This is a genomic window from Enterococcus sp. AZ035 (assembly GCF_050548325.1).
GTDB lineage: Bacteria > Bacillota > Bacilli > Lactobacillales > Enterococcaceae > Enterococcus > Enterococcus faecalis.
The window spans coordinates 2,245,395-2,262,754 of sequence record NZ_CP172958.1; the positions used below are offsets into that span (position 1 = coordinate 2,245,395).

Genomic DNA, 17,360 nt, shown 5'->3' on the forward strand with positions numbered 1-17,360 from the left:
CTTTTACTCTCTAATTTCTTTTTCTATTGTACCATTAAATAAGGTTTACTTCTGAATTATTTCATTTTGTAAACAGGATTTAATTTGGCCATTTCTCCTTATTCATTTTTCCTATAAAAATACAGAAAAGACTTGGTAAATTTTAACAAATCTCTAAATTAGTCGTAGAGTTTATGAAAAATCATTGTAACTATTGGATTTTTTTGCTTTTTTCCGTCATAATAGAAACAAATACAATTTGAAAGAAGGAATGAACGATGAAAAAATTTGTATCAGGTATGTTAGTCGGTACTGCTATCACAGTTGCTGCTTTAGCCGGTGTGGCTACAACTATTAAAAAAACAGTCATTGATCCAATTGAAGAAAAAGAAGATATGATTGAAGAAAACCGTAAAAAAGCGATGCGTAAGCGTATTGCACGTTAAAAAATAGCTGTGACGTTGAGATAAAAAATCTAACGCCAAGAAATCAACAGAAGCGCTTCTGGCTCTGTTGATTCTCTTAAGCATAACAAGTGGTCATCCATCAAAGCGATGGATGACCACTTGTTATGCTTTCTTTTTTTACCAAAGGAGCTGACTATTTTTCTTAACTATTAAAAATAGTGGCAGCAATCCGATCCATATCGCGCATATTCCAAGGGTCCACACCAGGACGAGCTGCAGCGGCTGTTAACCAATGAATCCCTTCTGTTGGAATACCACAACTAAAAAGGCCTGTCGCCACCTGTCCATCTTTTGTGATGACTTGATTCGTGGCAGGCACAATCAAGAGTGCACCTGTTTTGACTATTTGACCATCGGCTAATGCCAGTTGATGGAGCGTAGCTAGCTTATCGGCTAACAACTGCCTCGTTAAAGGATTCAAACTTTTTTCATTATTGACTTTGGGAATGCGCGCTTCAATTAAAAAGTGACTATTATACCGATTTTCCGGAAACAAATTAGCATAAGTAATAAATTGACCCGCTTTCATTTCGACACGCATTTCTGGCCCCAGAATCGTGACTAATCCCAGTTCAACTAACGCCTGTAGCTCTTCTGTTCTTTCAACAGAAGGTCCCACTGACAAAAAGGTATTCAACGGGGTAAACCAATGCCACAACCACTTTTGACTCTCGTCATTCGTTAATAACCCTTCATCCAAAACAAAGCGAATCTGATCTCTTAAATCTTTTAAACTGTCTAAAGCAGTGGTCAAAGGACCGCTAAGATTGCCTTTCTCTGCTTCTTGAATATCCCATTTTAAATACTCTAGTAAAAACGAACGAAAACTTTCATGAGTGGTTTTCTTTGTTTCAGGATGTTCTAACGCTTGCCAATCAAACCAATCTTGTTTTTCAAAGTGGGCTAGGCTTTCCGGCGCTCCCTTGGTTTGAATAAACAGCTGTTGAAAGGCCTCTTTAGAAAGATGCGGATATTTTTCTTCGATTAAGCAAGTGTAATACACATATTCCACTTCTTTTTTTAAATACCCAAAAAACTCTGCACCTGTAACCTGTCCTTTTTTACGACATTCAGCTAAATACGTTTCGGTTAAAAAAACAGGCTGATAGGTTTCCCCGTAGCCTTTTTGATTATTCCCTCGAGGATGAGAAGGAAAACCGCGACCAGAACCAGCAATAATAATGGGCTCTCTTCCAGAAGGTTCATAACGTAAGCGGCCATTTTGACGAGAAAAAACACCCCCGCGGCCAATCGTCAAGGCAGATAAATAGTCAAAAAATGCCAAACCTAAGCCTTTTAACACAACGGGTTGTTTTGCAGGTATATTGGCAAGTGCCAATAAAGCATCCGCCGCATTTTTAGGAGAAGAATAAAACAAACGATGCTCCTTGGCGTAGTCCGCAAGCTCTTGTTCAACAGTCGTTAATTCATTTTCTTGGTGACCCAAAGCTAAAATTACTTTGTCTGCCGTAAACTCAATGGATTGAGTATACACATAATAGTTATCCTCTCCTGCCCGCACAGCAGTTACTGGCTCTTTAAAAAACGTCAGCGATGTTTGTTCGTTACACCTCGTGGCTAAATACGTATAAAACCATTTTTGGTACATGCCATAAAAAGCCCTCGAGCAGTGATCATTCGGTCCAAGGCGATGACATTCTTTCAACAACTCAAGATAATTATAGGGTTGTTGCTGTTGAATGTACTGCGCAGCTTCTGTTTGGGTCCATTCATAGAGAGTGGGGCCCTTGACAATTGGTCCTTCGCCACTAAAAGATTCATCTGTAAATAAAGTGACTTGACTAATCACGGTGTTCATTAATAAATAATTAGGTTGCTCTGCTCGCCAAATTTTCCCACCTGGACCGTATGGATCAAACAACGTGAGCTGAACATTTATTTCCGTTTTACGAGCCCATTCAATGACTCGTTCTGCAGCTGATAAGCCTCTGGGTCCAGCACCTACAATTGCAATTTTCATCCAATCACCTACTCTATTTTTCTAATAATTCTTTTAAGACAACCGCTTGATTATGCACTGTATCTTTCGCCCCATAGACCAGCGTGACTACTGGCTGATTTTTTACAATCGTCTGTAACTGCTTAAACGCTGTGGCAGTTGGCTCATGTTTCAATTCTTCTTGGTATTTTTGTTTAAACTCGGGATATTTATTTACTTCATGATTAAACCATTTCCGTAGCTCTGTACTTGGGGCCACTTCTTTGAGCCATTCATCTAACTTTTCAGATTCCTTGGATTTTCCTCGTGGCCAAATACGGTCAACTAAAACACGGTAGCCATCTTGCTCTGTCGGTGCTTCATATGCTCGCTTGATTTGAATCATCTGCCTTCACCTCTTCTCTTTATTGTAGCTCAAAAAGTGAGGACTGACAAAAAGCAACATCTCTATTAAGCTTTCCTATACAAAAAGAGTTGGTCTCAATGAAGACCAACTCTTTTTGTTATTAACTATTTCTCTTTTTCACTTTCCCAGTCCAGCCATCATAGCCGCCTTTTAAAATATAAATATCAGTATAGCCATTTTTGCGTAATAAATTAGCTGCTCGGATACTTAAAGCTTTCTTCTGATCATAAAGATAAACAGGTTGATCCTTACGAAGAGAACCAATTGTTGTTTTTAACATGCTGTATGGCATGCTGCGCGCCCCTAAAATATGCCCAGCATCAAATGTATCTTTCTCACGAACGTCAATCACTTGTGCTTTACGCATTGTTTCTTTAAATTCTTCTTCCGTCAGCATTTTTGCTGAACGTTTCACCATAATTTTCAAATATAATTCATTGAATACCATCGCTAGTACAATAACTAGCAAAATGCCATTGATTACCCATAAAATACTCATTCTAAAAAGCCCTCTCTATTTCTCTTTTGAAAATTGTAATGCTAGTGAAGCGGCACCAATGACGCCGGCCTCATTACCTAGCTCTGCTAATTTGATTTTTGTACTATTTCGAACTTGTGGGAAAGTAAATTCTTGGAAATATTTTTCGACACGACTACGTAAAAATTCTCCTGCTGCAGAAACACCTCCACCGATAACCACGCTATCTGGATTTAACGTGTTACCTAAGTTTCCTGTGGCTAAGCCTAAATAGAAACAAACACGATCCACAACCATTAAAGCAAAATGATCGCCTTTTTCAGCAAATTCAAAAACATCTTTACTCGAAACATCTTGTCCATCATCAATCGCTTGTTTCAGTTCAGAGTCACCTGCAAACTCTTCTGATAAATGACGTGCAACACGAACGACACCAGTGGCACTAGAAACAGTTTCTAAACAGCCACGTTTCCCACAGGTACAGTCAAAGCCGTTAGGATCAACCGTCACATGCCCAACTTCGCCAGCACAGCCAGCAACACCGTGGAGCAATTCTCCCGCTGCAACAATGCCTCCGCCGACACCTGTTCCTAAAGTAATAAAAATCACGTCGGGATTGTTTTCCCCCGCGCCCTTCCAACGCTCACCTAAAGCGGCAACATTGGCATCATTATCTAAGGCAAACGGAATTCCTAAAGCAGATTCGATTTGTTCTTTGACAGGCTGTACAGTCGTCCAGTTTAAATTATAGGCACCTACAACAGTTCCTTTTTCAATGTCGACACTTCCTGGTGTTCCCATACCAATTCCTACAAAATCTTCTTTTTTCATATTATAAAGATCTATACGGTGACGAATACTTTCAATAATTGATGGCACAATATGCTTGCCATCTTCTAAAATATTCGTTTCAATACTCCATTTTTGTTGAACAACGCCATCGGTTGTTAAAATAGCAAATTTGATGGTCGTTCCACCTAAATCAATCCCAATAATCTTCTTATCCATTTAGTCGATTCCTTTCTGCTTCCCTCTAGATTCTTCTATTCGATGCTCTCTTTGCAAAATATGCCGGGCCTGTAAATACGTATCTCGGTCTACCAATTGACCTTCATACAATTTTTTTAATTCAATCATCATTAACTCAATATCATAAATCCGTGCACCGACATAAATATACATCCCAAACTGTTTAAAAAGTTGTTGTACATCATATAACGTTTCCATACGAAAACACTTCCTTATTATACAGGTAAACCGTATTTTTTAAAACCCAATAACAGACAAATTACGACAAGAAAAATAAAAATTAACGTGGCCATAATTCGCTCGTGCTTATTAAATGCTTCTTCACGATTTGGAACAGCAAAAGCCGTCGCGACTAATAGTCCACCAATTAGACCGCCAACATGACCCATCATATCTACAGAGCTACTAAACAAGTTAAATAACAAATTAATCACAATAAACATTGAATAGCGTTGCACCATATACATAATCGCTGGATTGTCTCTAAAATGGCGTCCTAAAATAACAAATGCGCCGAACAAACCAAAAAGCGCTGTACTAGCACCCGCTGAGACACTGTTGGGTGTCCCAAAGGCAAAACTGGCGATATTTCCAGCAATCCCACTCAATAAATAAATTCCCAAATAGCGCCAATGCCCATAAATTGCCTCAACCTGTGCGCCGATATAATAAAGAGTAACCATATTCAAAATAATATGCATAAACCCAATGTGAAGAAACATTGGCGTGATAAACCGCCAGTATTCATGATTTTGAGCTACCAGTGGACGAACCATTGCTCCCCAATTAACTAAGTTTAAAATATTTTCTGATCCTCCAGTTAATTCCAATCCAAGGAAAACAATGATTGAAATACCTAAAAGGGCATACGTAATGAACGGCTGATTTTTTAGCCGTTTCAATTTCATTTCTGTTTGATAATTCATTCCATTCCTCCTATTGTATAAATAATTGTTCGATTGGCTGATCAAACGCTTCTGGTTGCCATTGTTCATGGAGTTGTTCACTGAAAACTAAACTACATGCATGGCCCGAAAAATGTTCCAAATAACGATCATAAAAACCACCGCCGAAGCCTATTCGATAGCCAGCACGATTGAAAATAATCCCTGGCACAATCAATAAATCAATCGCTGTAGCTGTTATTTCTGCCGCTGTTAACGGAGGTTCTTCCACGCCAAATGCACTGGTGTCATAAACCGTCTCTGGAAAGACTTGATAAAAGTGCATTTTGCCTCCTTTAAATGTTCGCGGCACCGCCACTTGCTTGCTCTCTTGCATGGCCCGTTCGAAAATTGGCTGTGTTGATAATTCTAGCGGTAACGACCGAATCATTCCGATCGTTTGTGCTTGTTGCCATTGCTGACTAGCAAACAACTGTTCATAGAGACTTGATTCTTTATGTTGTTTAATTTCTGGATGTTGTTTTAGCCATTCCAGGGCAGTTAAGCCCACTTTTCTCAACTTGTTTTTCTCCATGTACACCTTCAACCCCTTTTCTGTTAAGTTTATAGAAAGTGTTCTTAAAAAACAAGCTGATTCCCCTTTTCTCTTTGAAAAATCCCGTTATTTTTCTAACGTTTTTGACGCTTCTTTAAAAAAGTCAACAACCAAATCCATTGTTTCTCCTTTCACTAAATGCCGCTCACCGATTTCCGTTATAAATTGCGTATTTCTCGCATACGTTTTCCCAGACACTAATTGTTCAAAATCAGCCATGTCTTCATAAGGAATTTTTTCATCTTCCGTTCCATGCCAAAACAGCATCGGTCGTTCTTGTAGTCTTTCTGGCGTTTGTGATAAATCGTATTGATGCACCCAACTTAGCAACAGTGGCAAGTCTTTAGGTACAAAAATAGCAAATTCTTTCGCCCGTTGAATCACTCGCTGAATATAGCGCGCCGGATAGGGTGTTCCCATTAAGCAAGCAGCAGCTTGAATCTCAGGATGTTGGGTCATAAGAGCGCTAGTAGTAATACCGCCCATGGATACACCACCCACGCCAATCCAATTTTCTTTAATCAACCCTAATTTATGAAAATGATGGATAATTACTGGAAATTCAATTAAATTATATTGAATGCTACTCCAAAATGTAATCGATGGAATCGTGGAAATAGGTCCTGTTTTTCTTTCTCCATGGTTCATGGCATCTGGTAAAATGACCCGAAACCCCTCGTGTGCTAATTTTCTTGCTTGTGTTAAAGATAATTCTTTAGCTGATTGCCAACCATGATAGTAAACAATTAAAGGTAATGCTTCGTTTTTTTGCTCTTCTGTTGTCACTTCTAATGCTGGAATTTTTGCTATGTAGCGATGTCTAATACTGATTTTCATTCATGATTCCTCCATTATAAAATATCTTCTCTTATTTTACCGTTTTTTGATAAAACCTGCTCTTTATATGATTTATCAAAAAAATCACAAAATATGCGAATTCACATTTTCCTATTTTATTACTTTCCGTTATAATCATTTTATTAAATACAAAGGGGTGTTTTTATGGTTAAAATTGAGGAAAAAGGTAAAGTAACATTTGGACAAGCTTTTAAAGATTATTTTCGTGGATATGTTGATTTTAAAGGTCGGACCACACGTGCTGGTTATTGGTGGATGACATTGGTATTAAGCATTTTAGCACTTATTTTTTATATTGCCATTGTCGGCAAAGCCGTGTCAGCAATTTTAGCAGCTGAATATTTTGAAACCTATGATTTTGGAAACTTATTACCGTTGATGCTTTTTGCACTTGTTTTATGGTTAGCTTTATTATTACCAACGTGGGCAATGTGTGTACGTCGTTATCGTGATGCTGGGATGACAGGTTGGGGCGTGCTTGTTTTATATCTACTTTCTATTGCCTGTAGCTATACACAAGTTTTCTCTGTTATGTCAACTTTTAAATATGACGTTCAAACAGATACTGTGATAACAGGTGGCAGTCCCGTCTTCTTATTTTTCACTCTTGTGATTAGTCTGTTTTTCTTCTTACTAACAGTCTTACCGACAGATAAACTAACAACAACTAGCCAAAATAGCGTCTTACGCTTCTTCTTCCGTTACAAAGAAGTGAAGTAAGGAAAAGTTTTAAGCCTTTCTTTTAAAAGAAGGGCTTTTTTCTTATTTTAAAATCTTTATGATAAAATAAGAACTAGTCTAGCTAAAAAAATGGAAGGAGAAAATATGGCTACTTTTAAACGGATTCTGAATCTAGAAAATTATATTTTTACTTTTTTTATTTTATTTGTCTTTTACGGCGCAATTAACTCTCCCTATTCTCTGGTAAAAATTCTTTGGGAAAAGCCTAAGCACTTGCTTGTTTTACTTCCTCTATTAATTATTCTATTGTTGATTATTTATAAAAACAAAAAATTTCTTTACACTAAGATTCAAGCGCTCTGGCACTTAATAAAAACCCATGATCGTGTGGTTATTATTGGTAGTTTGGTCAGTTTATTTTTACTACAACTTTTACTCCTGACGCAGATTACTGTGCCGATTGGCTGGGATGTTTTTGACAACTTTCATAGTATTACCACTGAAAATAGGGATTATTCAAAAATCGTACTTTCTTTAAACCCCAATAACGAATTTTTCTTTTTCATGATGTATTACCTGAATAAATTTTTGCGTTTCATTGATGTAACAGGGAGCTGGAGCAATACTTGGTTTAGTTGGCAAGTGGTTAATTGCTTGTTTATTAATAGCAGTTTATTTCTCTTTTATCATGCCTCTAAGCGTGTCTTTAATCCATTAACGGCCTTCGTTGCTTACAGTTTATTTTTTCTTTCTTTCGGATTGTCTCCATGGTTACTCACGCCTTATACAGATACGGCCGTCTTATTGTTCATCAACCTAGTCTTTTTTGCATATAGCCTTTTTGACCAAGTTTCCCCTCCCTTCGTAAAATATTGTTTATTACTGTTTATTGGAATTGGCCTAGCTTGGTGTTTTTTAATGAAACCTTCGTCTATTATCTTTTTTATTGCATTTAGTTGTATCAAAGTGCTGCAACTTCTTTTAGTAAATCGGAACAAACAGTCTATCGTAAAATTAACCGTGGTTGCTCTCTTTTTACTGACTGGTTTCGCCAGCGCATATTATAGTTTTCAATTTTTTGTGGAAAAACAAACGATTACGGAAATCGATAAAGAGCAAGCCAAACCTTGGACACTTTTTGTAATGATGGGTTTGACTGGAACTGGCGGTTACAATGATGCAGATACACAAGCAGTAAATCAGTTGCCTACACAAGAAGCCAAAAAAGCTTATACCATAAAAATGATTCAAGACCGTTTAAAAAATAAAGGATTCTTCGGTTATCTTCGTTTTCTGGCTCAAAAAAATCGTCATAATACTGCCAATGGTGATTTTGACTGGGGTTGGGATGGCGGTGATTTAATCCCAGAAACACCTTCTAAAAATCGTTGGCAAGAACACTTGCGGTCACTGTATTATCCGCAAAATCAAAAAAGTAACTATCTACGAATTTATATGCATTTTTTCTATTTACTCACATTACTAGGTCTATTGTTCAGTATCCCTCTAAAAGATTCAAAAAATAACTACGCGATTTTAAAATTAGCTTTCATTGGAGCTATTCTGTATTTATTGCTCTTTGAAGGCGGCCGCTCTCGCTATTTAATCCAGTTTATGCCGTTTTGGTACTTGTTATCAGCGAGTGGTTGGCTGGGGTTGAGAGAGATTCGAAGATACAAAAAAATAGTAAAATAGAAAAGAGGATTGAGTTAAAAATGAAAAAAAGTTTGCTGGGGTTGATTGTTTTTTTATCCTTACTGACCCTTACTTCCTGCAGAAATAAAGTGACCACAAAAGAGCTAATGGCAAACGAGTGGGCCGTAAACTCCAACGTTGATGAAGTAGTAATGATTGTATCATTCAGCGAAGATACCGCTACTTTCAAAATCAATACAGATGAACACACATCAACTGCAAAAAATGAGTTGGAAAAAGCAGGCGAAGAATTAGGTAAACAAATTGCAAATAAAATAGAATACAAAGTCAAATACCATCTAAAAAACAATCAAATTCGTTGGGAAAATGAAGGAAAAGAAGTAGCTTACAAGATAAAAAAAGAAAAGCAAAATCTACTTTTCACTCCTACTAAGACAAACAATTCTGATAACCAAACAAAACTAGTTTTGAAACCTTACACAAAGAAAAGTATTGATTCTTCCACTCAAAAAGATAAAACGGAAGAAACCAGCTCTAATTATCAAAACGTCTCATCTGAAACAAACCAATCTACCTCTTCATCTACTACTAAAGAACCGCTGCCACAAGTTAGCTTAGCTGATTTTATAGGCGGTTGGGGTATTCCTCAAAGTGATAACTTATTTTTTATAAATGCTGACGGAACACTCACTAGCATAACTCAATCGAATGTTCCTCTTCAAAATGTAAGTTTTTCTGTGGATGAGAATGGTAATCAAACAATGACGTTTCTTTTGAATAATATGCCCCGAACAGTAACGAAAAATAATGATGGTACTTTAACTGTTAATGGACAAATATACACTTATCTAGGTAATATTACGTTGGAACAATTAATTGAAAGAAATAATCAAACTCAACAAGTTTTTGAACAATCTGAACAGCAACCACCACAAAACTCTGATTCTAGTGAACAAATACAAAATTCTAAATCAGACCAACCTATATACGATACGGTACGAAGTGGTGAAGGTGGGCGACAGTTAGCCGAAAGAAATGGTTTAACCTTGGAAGAATTATTAGCGTTAAATCCAGGCATTGAAACTTCTGTTTTTTATCCTGGTCAGTCATTACGAATTAAATAGAAATTTAGGTATACTAATAGATAATAGTCTATAAAAGTAGAACTGGACCATCTACCATTTACTTGGGATACCAGTTGATGGCAATAGTTTTGACGAAGTGGAACTAGACCTTGTACCTACTGGCTCAGCAAAAATTGCGACATTTGATATAGCAGTTGGGCATTGATTAACAGCATGCATATAATTTGATAATATGGAATATACACAAAAATGTCTAAGGAGCCTAACATTCTTTCAAGAAAGAATGTTAGGCTCCTTTTATTCAGACAATTTCAGCCACTCCTTGCGATTGCAATAGGACATAGTTTTTACAAAGACAAAATGATAAAGCAAACCGTAAGCTAGCCCTAACATATTTAACAAAATTCTTAAGTAAAGACTTGTTTCTAGCCCAAATATCATAGAAGCTGCCATGATAGCACCAACACAATTAAAAATCGTTTTACTTTTATAAGATGTGCATAAGCCTAAACAAAGTCCTCCTAAAATACCAAGTAGGTTCGTTGGTATATAAAATAACAAGATAGCCGATACTAGAGAACCAATAACGACCCCTATTATTCGTTCTTTTGCTCGTTCAGACAATTTAAACGTCTCATACCCAGAAAATAATGACGAACTAGCAAATGTTGCCCACATAAAGCGGTCAATCTGAAGGTGCGTTCCTATAAAAAGTAATAAGCTAATGCCTAAAGCGTAATAACCAAACCAAATATTTCTTTGATTAAAAAAACCATTTTCTGTAACCATCTGTATAAAAGTAATCTCTTGATCCAACTTTTTATGTTTCACATGATAAACAAAAGCTAAAAGTAAATAGGCAAACACTAATACAAAGAAAGTTTGTTCTAATTGCTGAAACGATTGATAGTGAACCGTGCCAACTAAATATAAGTAGGAGAACGTATACAAGCCCGGATTACCCATTTTAGGGTTTTTACCAGTTAAGAAAAACAATGCCAGCAAGCAGATAAAATGAAGACCCCATTGTAAAAATGATACAGAAATCAGTGAAATTAGTGGACTAACACCTAGAATTGTTAACACGATTCCTAAACTAAGCAAGGCCTGTTTTTCCCTGTAGCCATATGAGACGAAACGGATACTCAACAGCAAACAAAATAATACAATTGAAAAAGGCGCTACAGCTTTTCCAAAGAAAAAAGTAATCGTCGACACCCATAAAATCGCAAACGAAACTAATAAAATATCCCTTATTAACAAGGCGCGCCAAAAATATCTCCGCTGTTTTTTAGTGTCCGCTTGATGAATTTTTTGTTTTAAAATAAATGGATCTAACTGCAATAATTGATAAAAAGTCACCTAAAATCATCTCCTAAAAATCGACTCTTCTCAATTCATTATTCCAACTTTTCCTTCTATGAAATCATAAGAAAAGAAGTTGTGACGAACATTTTACTACAACTTTTTTTCTGAATCAATACATGCTTTATTTCTTATTCCAATACCTTTCCCGATACGATTTGCTTACTTCATAAAAAATAAGCCTAGAAAAAATCAAAACGATTAATTCTAGGCTCAAAATTAAATAACTGTTGAACAAAAGCTAGCGCTTTTTTACATAAACTTTTCCAACAGATCCATTTCTTTTTCTAATTCTTTTTCATCATACTTGTCATACTTACCAGCTTCGTGTGCAATTTTTTTAATCTCATGAATGGCTTTTTTTTCAACAATCCATTTCTTCATACTATGTTTTTTTGTATCCTCATCTAGCGAGCTCAACTCTTCTAAACTTGCATCCAATTTGTTCAAAACGTCGCAATTTTTGCTAATGCTTGCGCTTCTTTTTCTTCATAGTTTGACATAATAGACACCTCTTCTTAAGTATTTTTCTACTTTAAGTGTACGTCTCTGTCGTTTTATTTGCAACTAATAACTCAACTGCTTCTCGGTACGGAGGATAAGGGATTCGAACCCTTGCACGATGTTACTCGCCTAACGGTTTTCGAGACCGTCCCCTTCAGCCAAACTTGGGTAATCCTCCCTCTACATTCCATCTACAAATGAACATGTAATGAATCTATAGATAAAAAGCCTAGACCCTTACACAACAAGGATTCTAGGCTCTATCTAACTAAATTATTTAGTTTCACGGTGTAAAGTAACTTTTCTTTCACGTGGGCAATATTTTTGTTTTTCTAAACGATCAGGATTGTTACGTTTATTTTTATTTGTTAAGTAGTTACGTTCTTTACAAGAAGTACACTCTAAAGTGATGTTTACGCGCATGTTTTCCCCTCCTACTAATAATTGATCTTTCCAAGAGATTTCTTAGACTTGAATATCATACCATTTTTTTTGTCATTTGACTACCCTTTTGGGCAAATTTGTAAAGTAGTTCTACTTTACAAATTTTATTTTTTGTACATTTCCATATACGCTTCTAAAACTTCTTTGGCAATCGTTTGATTTGGTTTGGAAGCTTCATCATTTAAGTGTGGTAAAACAACGCTAATTGCAATTTCAGGATTTTCGTACGGCGCATAAGCCACCAAGTTACTATTAACCGTTGTATGGTTTACTCCATTAGCATCTGTTGCTTGCGTTTCGGCGGTCCCTGTTTTAGCAGCAATCGAAAACTTGTCTGATTTTAAACCACGTGCAGTTGTAAAAGGACTAGTTCCATTTACCACATTATAGAAACCTTGTTGAAGAATTCCTATCTGGTCTTCAGAAATATTCACCTTATTCAAAACTTTTGGTTCAATTTCTTTTAAAATTTTTCCTAAAGCTCCATTTTCATCATTGCCATAGATTCCTTCTACCACATGGGGTTGCACGCGGATGCCATTATTTGCGACAGTGGAAACGTACTGTGCTAATTGTAAGGCGCTATAGGTATCATATTGTCCAAAAGATAGGTCAAGAAGATTACCGCCTTGTGGCGCAGATGACGAATCCTTAAAGTCCTTGTTTTGAATTCCTGTTGTTTCTCCTGGTATATCAATTCCAGTTTTCGTTCCCATACCATATTCTGCAAAAGCTTTTCTTAATTCTTTAAAGACAGTGTCATCTCCTACTTCATAAGGGAAAATCATATTGGGATAATAATTCACACCCATCATTTTAAAGACTAATTTCATCATATAAGCATTCGAAGAATATTCTAACGCTTGCTCCGCAGTTAATTGCATGGTTGTTCCGCCAGAAGCATTCCACCAAGAAGCTTTTGGATTACTACCTGCTAGTAAAATAGCTTCATCTGTTAAAACGTCATTGCCTTTAATGACGCCTGTTTCATAACCAGCTGTTAAAGTACCTGCTTTCACAACTGATCCAGGAACTTCAGAATTCAAAATAGGTGCTAAAGGATTAGGTGTGACTTCTCCAGTTGCTAAATCATGATGAAATCCGGACATCGCTAAAATAGCTCCTGTTTGAGGGTTCATAGCAACGACATATGCATTTTCTGAGTATGGTCCAATGGTTTTGACTATTTGTGAATAGTTTCGTTGTAAAATTTCATCAACTTTGTTTTGGAAATTTGAATCAATCGTTAATTTTAAGTTGGAGCCTTTTTCCCCTTTGGAAATTGGGGTTTGTGAAACAATCTTTCCGTTATTGTCTAAAACGACTTCTGATTTTGCTTTTTTACCTTGTAGAACGTCTTCATATTGTTTTTCTAAATAGCTAGTCCCGACACGGTCATTTCGTGCATAGCCTTTTTTCAAATATTCATCGACTTCTTCGGCTGGCAATCCTTGTTTTTCAGTTGAAACGGTGCCCAACAGGCTACGTAATGCGCCACTTTGAGAATAATCACGCGTCCAATCAGTCCCTGTTGAAACACCAGATATTTCCGCTGTGTGTTCACCAATTGTCGCAATTTCACCTTCTGTTACCCCTTCATTCTTGATGAAGACCGTGTTCATTTGTGATGCTGCATTCATTCGTTTAAAAATCGTTACTGCTTGTAAGGTTCGGTCATCAAACGCAATTTCTTCAGGGGTGACTTTTTCAACTGCTTTGGCATATAATGTGCCTTCGTCCGTAATTTTGTTGCCTTTTTCATCTTCTTTATCTTGATCGGTTAAACGGGCTTGGGCTGCTTTTAAATTTTCAGGATTCGCTAACCAATAATCTTTTTTGTCACGATCCGTTAAGTTTGGATCAACTGGAACGTTAATAAGTTCGTTAACTTTATTCGCAATCGGTAAAATATCTTTTCCTTCAATATTTTTTCCTCGTGTGTAAGTGATTGCTAAATTGGCTTTGTTAGAAACCAAGGCTTTTCCTTGTGAATCATAAATTTGTCCTCGAGGGGATGGTGTCGTGATTTGCAGTGAAGAATTGGCAGTGATTTTTTTGTTAAACTCTTCTCCTTCTACAATCTGTAAATACCCTAAACGGACAATTAATGAAACAAATAAAGTGAATATCACAAAAAATAATAAGTTCAATCGAAAAGGAATATGTGGCTTTCTACCTCGTTGACTCTTTGCTGCGGCATCTGTTTTTTTTATTTTATCTATAAATGAGTTTTTCTTCATACCTCTAGTCCCTTCACTAAAAAGTTTCGCATTCTCATTGTAACAAAAAATAGTCAAAAAATCAGGATTATTCCCAGCTCTAAGGAAATATTTAATTATTTTTTTGTTAAAAAAAAGTCAAAAGGACTTCTGAATTCAGAAGTCCTTTTGACTTTTTCTCTTTTTTTAACGGCTGTAATTGTGAACTTCAGCAACCATGCTGTCAATGAAAATTGATAAATCTTCGACAGACGTTTCTTTGCTTCCATAACGACGGACGTTCACCGTTGCATCTTCCATTTCTTTGTCCCCGACCACTAATTGATAAGGTACTTTTTGGGTTTGAGAGGCCCGAATTTTGTAGCCCATTTTTTCGTTACGATCATCGACTTCAACACGTAAGCCTTGTGCTTGTAAACGTTCTTTGATTTCATAAGCATACTCAGAATGCGCTTCTACAGAAACTGGGATAATAGTTGCTTGAATTGGTGCTAACCAAGTAGGGAAAGCGCCTTTGTAAACTTCTGTTAAGTAAGCCACAAATCGTTCCATTGTTGAGACAATACCACGGTGGATAACAACTGGGCGATGTGTATTTTCACCATCTTCGCCAACATAAGTTAAGTCAAAACGTTCTGGTAATAAGAAGTCTAATTGGATGGTTGATAATGTTTCTTCCATTCCTAAAGCTGTTTTTACTTGAACATCTAACTTCGGACCGTAAAAGGCAGCTTCGCCTTCTGCTTCAAAGTAATCTAATTCTAATTCATCCATGGCAGCTTTTAACATCGCTTGCGCTTTTTCCCACATCGCATCATCATCAAAATATTTGTCTGTATTATTTGGATCACGATAGCTTAATCGGAAACGATAATCCGTAATGTTAAAGTCAGCATAGACTGCCACCATTAACTCCAAAGTACGTTTAAATTCGTCTTTAATTTGGTCAGGACGAACAAAAGTATGGCCATCGTTTAAAGTCATTTCACGAACACGTTGTAACCCTGATAATGCGCCAGATTTTTCATAGCGGTGCATCATCCCTAATTCAGCGATTCGAATTGGCAATTCGCGGTAACTATGAATGTCATTTTTATAAACCATCATATGGTGTGGACAGTTCATTGGACGTAATACCAGCATTTCGCCATCGCCCATATCCATTGGTGGGAACATATCTTCATGGTAATGATCCCAGTGACCAGATGTTTTGTATAATTCCACATCTGCCATAATTGGTGTATACACATGTTGATAACCTAAGCTAATTTCTTTGTCCACAATATAACGTTCAATTGTACGACGAATGGTTGCGCCTTTTGGTAACCAGAAAGGTAACCCTGAACCAACTTCTTGTGAAACCATAAATAAATCTAATTCTTTTCCTAATTTACGGTGGTCACGTTCTTTGGCTTCCTCGCGCATTTTGATAAATTCTTTTAAATCTTTTTTATCGAAAAAGGCAGTGCCGTAAATCCGTTGCATCATATGATTGTCAGAGTTTCCGCGCCAATAAGCACCAGCTACTGAAAGTAGTTTAAAGACTTGAATCCGTCCTGTTGAAGGGACGTGAACACCACGACATAAATCAACAAAATCGCCTTGATCATAGACAGTGATGATTTCATCTTCTGGCAAATCTGTAATTAATTCAACTTTGTAAGGATCATCAGCAAATAATTCTAACGCTTCTGCACGTGAGATTTCTTTACGAACGATTGGGTTATTTTCCTTCACAATTTTCATCATTTCGGCTTCAATTGCAGGTAAATCTTCCGCTGTCACAGGAGATTCCCCATTATCTGTATCATAGTAGAACCCAGAATCAATCGCAGGACCTACGCCAAATTTAATGTTAGGGAAAAGACGACGTAAGGCATTAGCCATTAAATGAGCTGATGAATGACGTAAAATTCCTAAAGCATCTTCATGATCAGGTGTCACGATTTCAAGCGAACCATCTTCTACGATAGGACGATCTAAATCGATTAAAACACCATTGAATTTACCAGCTAAAGCTTTTTTGGCTAAACTGTTGCTAATACTTTTAGCAACATCAAATGTTGTAATCCCAGAATCAAACGGTTTAACAGCGCCATCTGGAAAAGTAATGTGAATAGACATAATAAAATTCTCTCCTTTTAATTTTTTTGATTTGAAGCGTTTCATTGTGTTCCTGTTTTTCACAATGAAACGAAACAGCCACCTGTTCCCCTTGTTAAAAAACAAAAAGTCCTAGTATTCTAACGAATACTAGGACGAAAATATCGTGGTTCCACCTAATTTTGAACACAAATAATCTGTGTTCCTCTAGCGTGTTAACGGTGCGACCGCCTTTGTTTCAACAAAGGTTTCGAAAGTGGTCATCCCTTGTGCCAATCTGGAAAATTTTCAGCCAAGATTTTCCTCTCTAATAGATCGCGGGCAAGTTCAGTTGTCTTTCTCATCAATCATTTATGCACTTATTTAACCACTTATTTTCAGAAAAAGCAAGTGATTCAACAGAAATTCTCTGAAAACTTATTTTTTCCATTCGCCGCCTTGTGCATAGCGGTCTTTTTTCAATTCATTGACAATCACATGGATATTCTCTTTTGGTGCACCAGCGTTTTTTGACACAGCTTCTGTAATATCTTTGACCATATTAGTTAACTGTTCTTCTGTGCGGCCTTCAATTAATTCTACATGTACAAATGGCATCTTCGTTCCCCCAATTTAAATTGCTTGTT

The 17,360-nt window shown here is 36.8% G+C and carries 17 protein-coding genes, 1 tRNA gene and 1 pseudogene; 4 read left to right on the forward strand and 15 right to left on the reverse strand.

What is annotated here, in order from left to right; genetic code table 11:
- Positions 1–257: 257 nt before the first annotated feature.
- Complete coding sequence (locus tag IGL32_RS10700) at positions 258–425, forward strand: DUF3042 family protein (protein ID WP_002356337.1); 168 nt, start codon at positions 258–260, stop codon at positions 423–425.
- Between the two features lie 163 nt (positions 426–588).
- Here IGL32_RS10700 and IGL32_RS10705 read toward each other — a convergent pair whose 3' ends face one another.
- The 8 genes from IGL32_RS10705 to IGL32_RS10740 all read right to left on the reverse strand — a co-directional run bounded on the left by IGL32_RS10705 (position 589) and on the right by IGL32_RS10740 (position 6,656).
- Entirely contained in the window at positions 589–2,427 is a 1,839-nt protein-coding gene (locus IGL32_RS10705; protein WP_002406043.1) for an FAD/NAD(P)-binding protein, read from the reverse strand.
- A gap of 13 nt (positions 2,428–2,440) precedes the next feature.
- Positions 2,441–2,791, reverse strand: a complete 351-nt coding sequence (locus IGL32_RS10710) for a DUF488 domain-containing protein (RefSeq protein WP_002365077.1) — start codon at positions 2,789–2,791, stop codon at positions 2,441–2,443.
- A 121-nt stretch (positions 2,792–2,912) separates the two neighbouring features.
- Positions 2,913–3,311, reverse strand: coding sequence for a rhodanese-like domain-containing protein (locus IGL32_RS10715; protein WP_002356334.1), 399 nt, complete (start codon positions 3,309–3,311; stop codon positions 2,913–2,915).
- Positions 3,312–3,326: 15 nt separating this feature from the next.
- Complete coding sequence (locus IGL32_RS10720) at positions 3,327–4,298, reverse strand: ROK family glucokinase (protein ID WP_002356333.1); 972 nt, start codon at positions 4,296–4,298, stop codon at positions 3,327–3,329.
- On the reverse strand, positions 4,299–4,517 hold the full coding sequence (locus IGL32_RS10725; RefSeq protein WP_002356332.1) for a YqgQ family protein: 219 nt from the start codon (positions 4,515–4,517) through the stop codon (positions 4,299–4,301). It lies immediately after the preceding gene.
- Between the two features lie 17 nt (positions 4,518–4,534).
- Positions 4,535–5,245: a rhomboid family intramembrane serine protease gene (locus tag IGL32_RS10730; RefSeq protein WP_002362481.1), complete on the reverse strand. Its 711-nt coding sequence runs from the start codon at positions 5,243–5,245 to the stop codon at positions 4,535–4,537.
- A 10-nt stretch (positions 5,246–5,255) separates the two neighbouring features.
- A complete protein-coding gene (locus tag IGL32_RS10735; RefSeq protein WP_002379786.1) occupies positions 5,256–5,798 on the reverse strand; it encodes a 5-formyltetrahydrofolate cyclo-ligase in 543 nt (180 codons plus the stop codon).
- A gap of 87 nt (positions 5,799–5,885) precedes the next feature.
- Positions 5,886–6,656, reverse strand: coding sequence for an alpha/beta fold hydrolase (locus IGL32_RS10740; RefSeq protein WP_002356329.1), 771 nt, complete (start codon positions 6,654–6,656; stop codon positions 5,886–5,888).
- 165 nt (positions 6,657–6,821) lie between these two features.
- Here IGL32_RS10740 and IGL32_RS10745 point away from each other — a divergent pair, with 165 nt between their 5' ends.
- From IGL32_RS10745 to IGL32_RS10755, 3 genes are all read left to right on the forward strand, one after another.
- Positions 6,822–7,397: a DUF805 domain-containing protein gene (locus IGL32_RS10745; RefSeq protein WP_002379789.1), complete on the forward strand. Its 576-nt coding sequence runs from the start codon at positions 6,822–6,824 to the stop codon at positions 7,395–7,397.
- A 90-nt stretch (positions 7,398–7,487) separates the two neighbouring features.
- Entirely contained in the window at positions 7,488–9,053 is a 1,566-nt protein-coding gene (locus tag IGL32_RS10750) for a membrane protein (RefSeq protein ID WP_016632964.1), read from the forward strand.
- 353 nt (positions 9,054–9,406) lie between these two features.
- The gene (locus IGL32_RS10755) at positions 9,407–10,138 is read left to right on the forward strand and encodes a DUF4950 domain-containing protein (RefSeq protein WP_411146543.1); all 732 of its coding nucleotides are present in this window, start codon (positions 9,407–9,409) and stop codon (positions 10,136–10,138) included.
- A 258-nt stretch (positions 10,139–10,396) separates the two neighbouring features.
- Here IGL32_RS10755 and IGL32_RS10760 read toward each other — a convergent pair whose 3' ends face one another.
- The 7 genes and pseudogenes from IGL32_RS10760 to IGL32_RS10790 all read right to left on the reverse strand — a co-directional run bounded on the left by IGL32_RS10760 (position 10,397) and on the right by IGL32_RS10790 (position 17,331).
- Positions 10,397–11,461 (reverse strand): FUSC family protein, encoded by a 1,065-nt coding sequence (locus tag IGL32_RS10760; RefSeq protein WP_002387217.1) that lies wholly within the window; start codon positions 11,459–11,461, stop codon positions 10,397–10,399.
- Positions 11,462–11,716: 255 nt separating this feature from the next.
- Positions 11,717–11,967: pseudogene (locus IGL32_RS10765) on the reverse strand (hypothetical protein).
- An 89-nt stretch (positions 11,968–12,056) separates the two neighbouring features.
- A tRNA-Ser gene (locus IGL32_RS10770) sits at positions 12,057–12,146 on the reverse strand.
- A gap of 95 nt (positions 12,147–12,241) precedes the next feature.
- Positions 12,242–12,391 (reverse strand): 50S ribosomal protein L33, encoded by a 150-nt coding sequence (gene rpmG, locus IGL32_RS10775; RefSeq protein ID WP_002356321.1) that lies wholly within the window; start codon positions 12,389–12,391, stop codon positions 12,242–12,244.
- 125 nt (positions 12,392–12,516) lie between these two features.
- Positions 12,517–14,652, reverse strand: a complete 2,136-nt coding sequence (locus IGL32_RS10780) for a peptidoglycan D,D-transpeptidase FtsI family protein (RefSeq protein ID WP_156210100.1) — start codon at positions 14,650–14,652, stop codon at positions 12,517–12,519.
- Positions 14,653–14,817: 165 nt separating this feature from the next.
- Positions 14,818–16,755: a threonine--tRNA ligase gene (thrS, locus tag IGL32_RS10785; protein ID WP_048738006.1), complete on the reverse strand. Its 1,938-nt coding sequence runs from the start codon at positions 16,753–16,755 to the stop codon at positions 14,818–14,820.
- A gap of 396 nt (positions 16,756–17,151) precedes the next feature.
- The gene (locus IGL32_RS10790; protein WP_002356318.1) at positions 17,152–17,331 is read right to left on the reverse strand and encodes a 2-hydroxymuconate tautomerase; all 180 of its coding nucleotides are present in this window, start codon (positions 17,329–17,331) and stop codon (positions 17,152–17,154) included.
- Positions 17,332–17,360 lie beyond the last annotated feature (29 nt).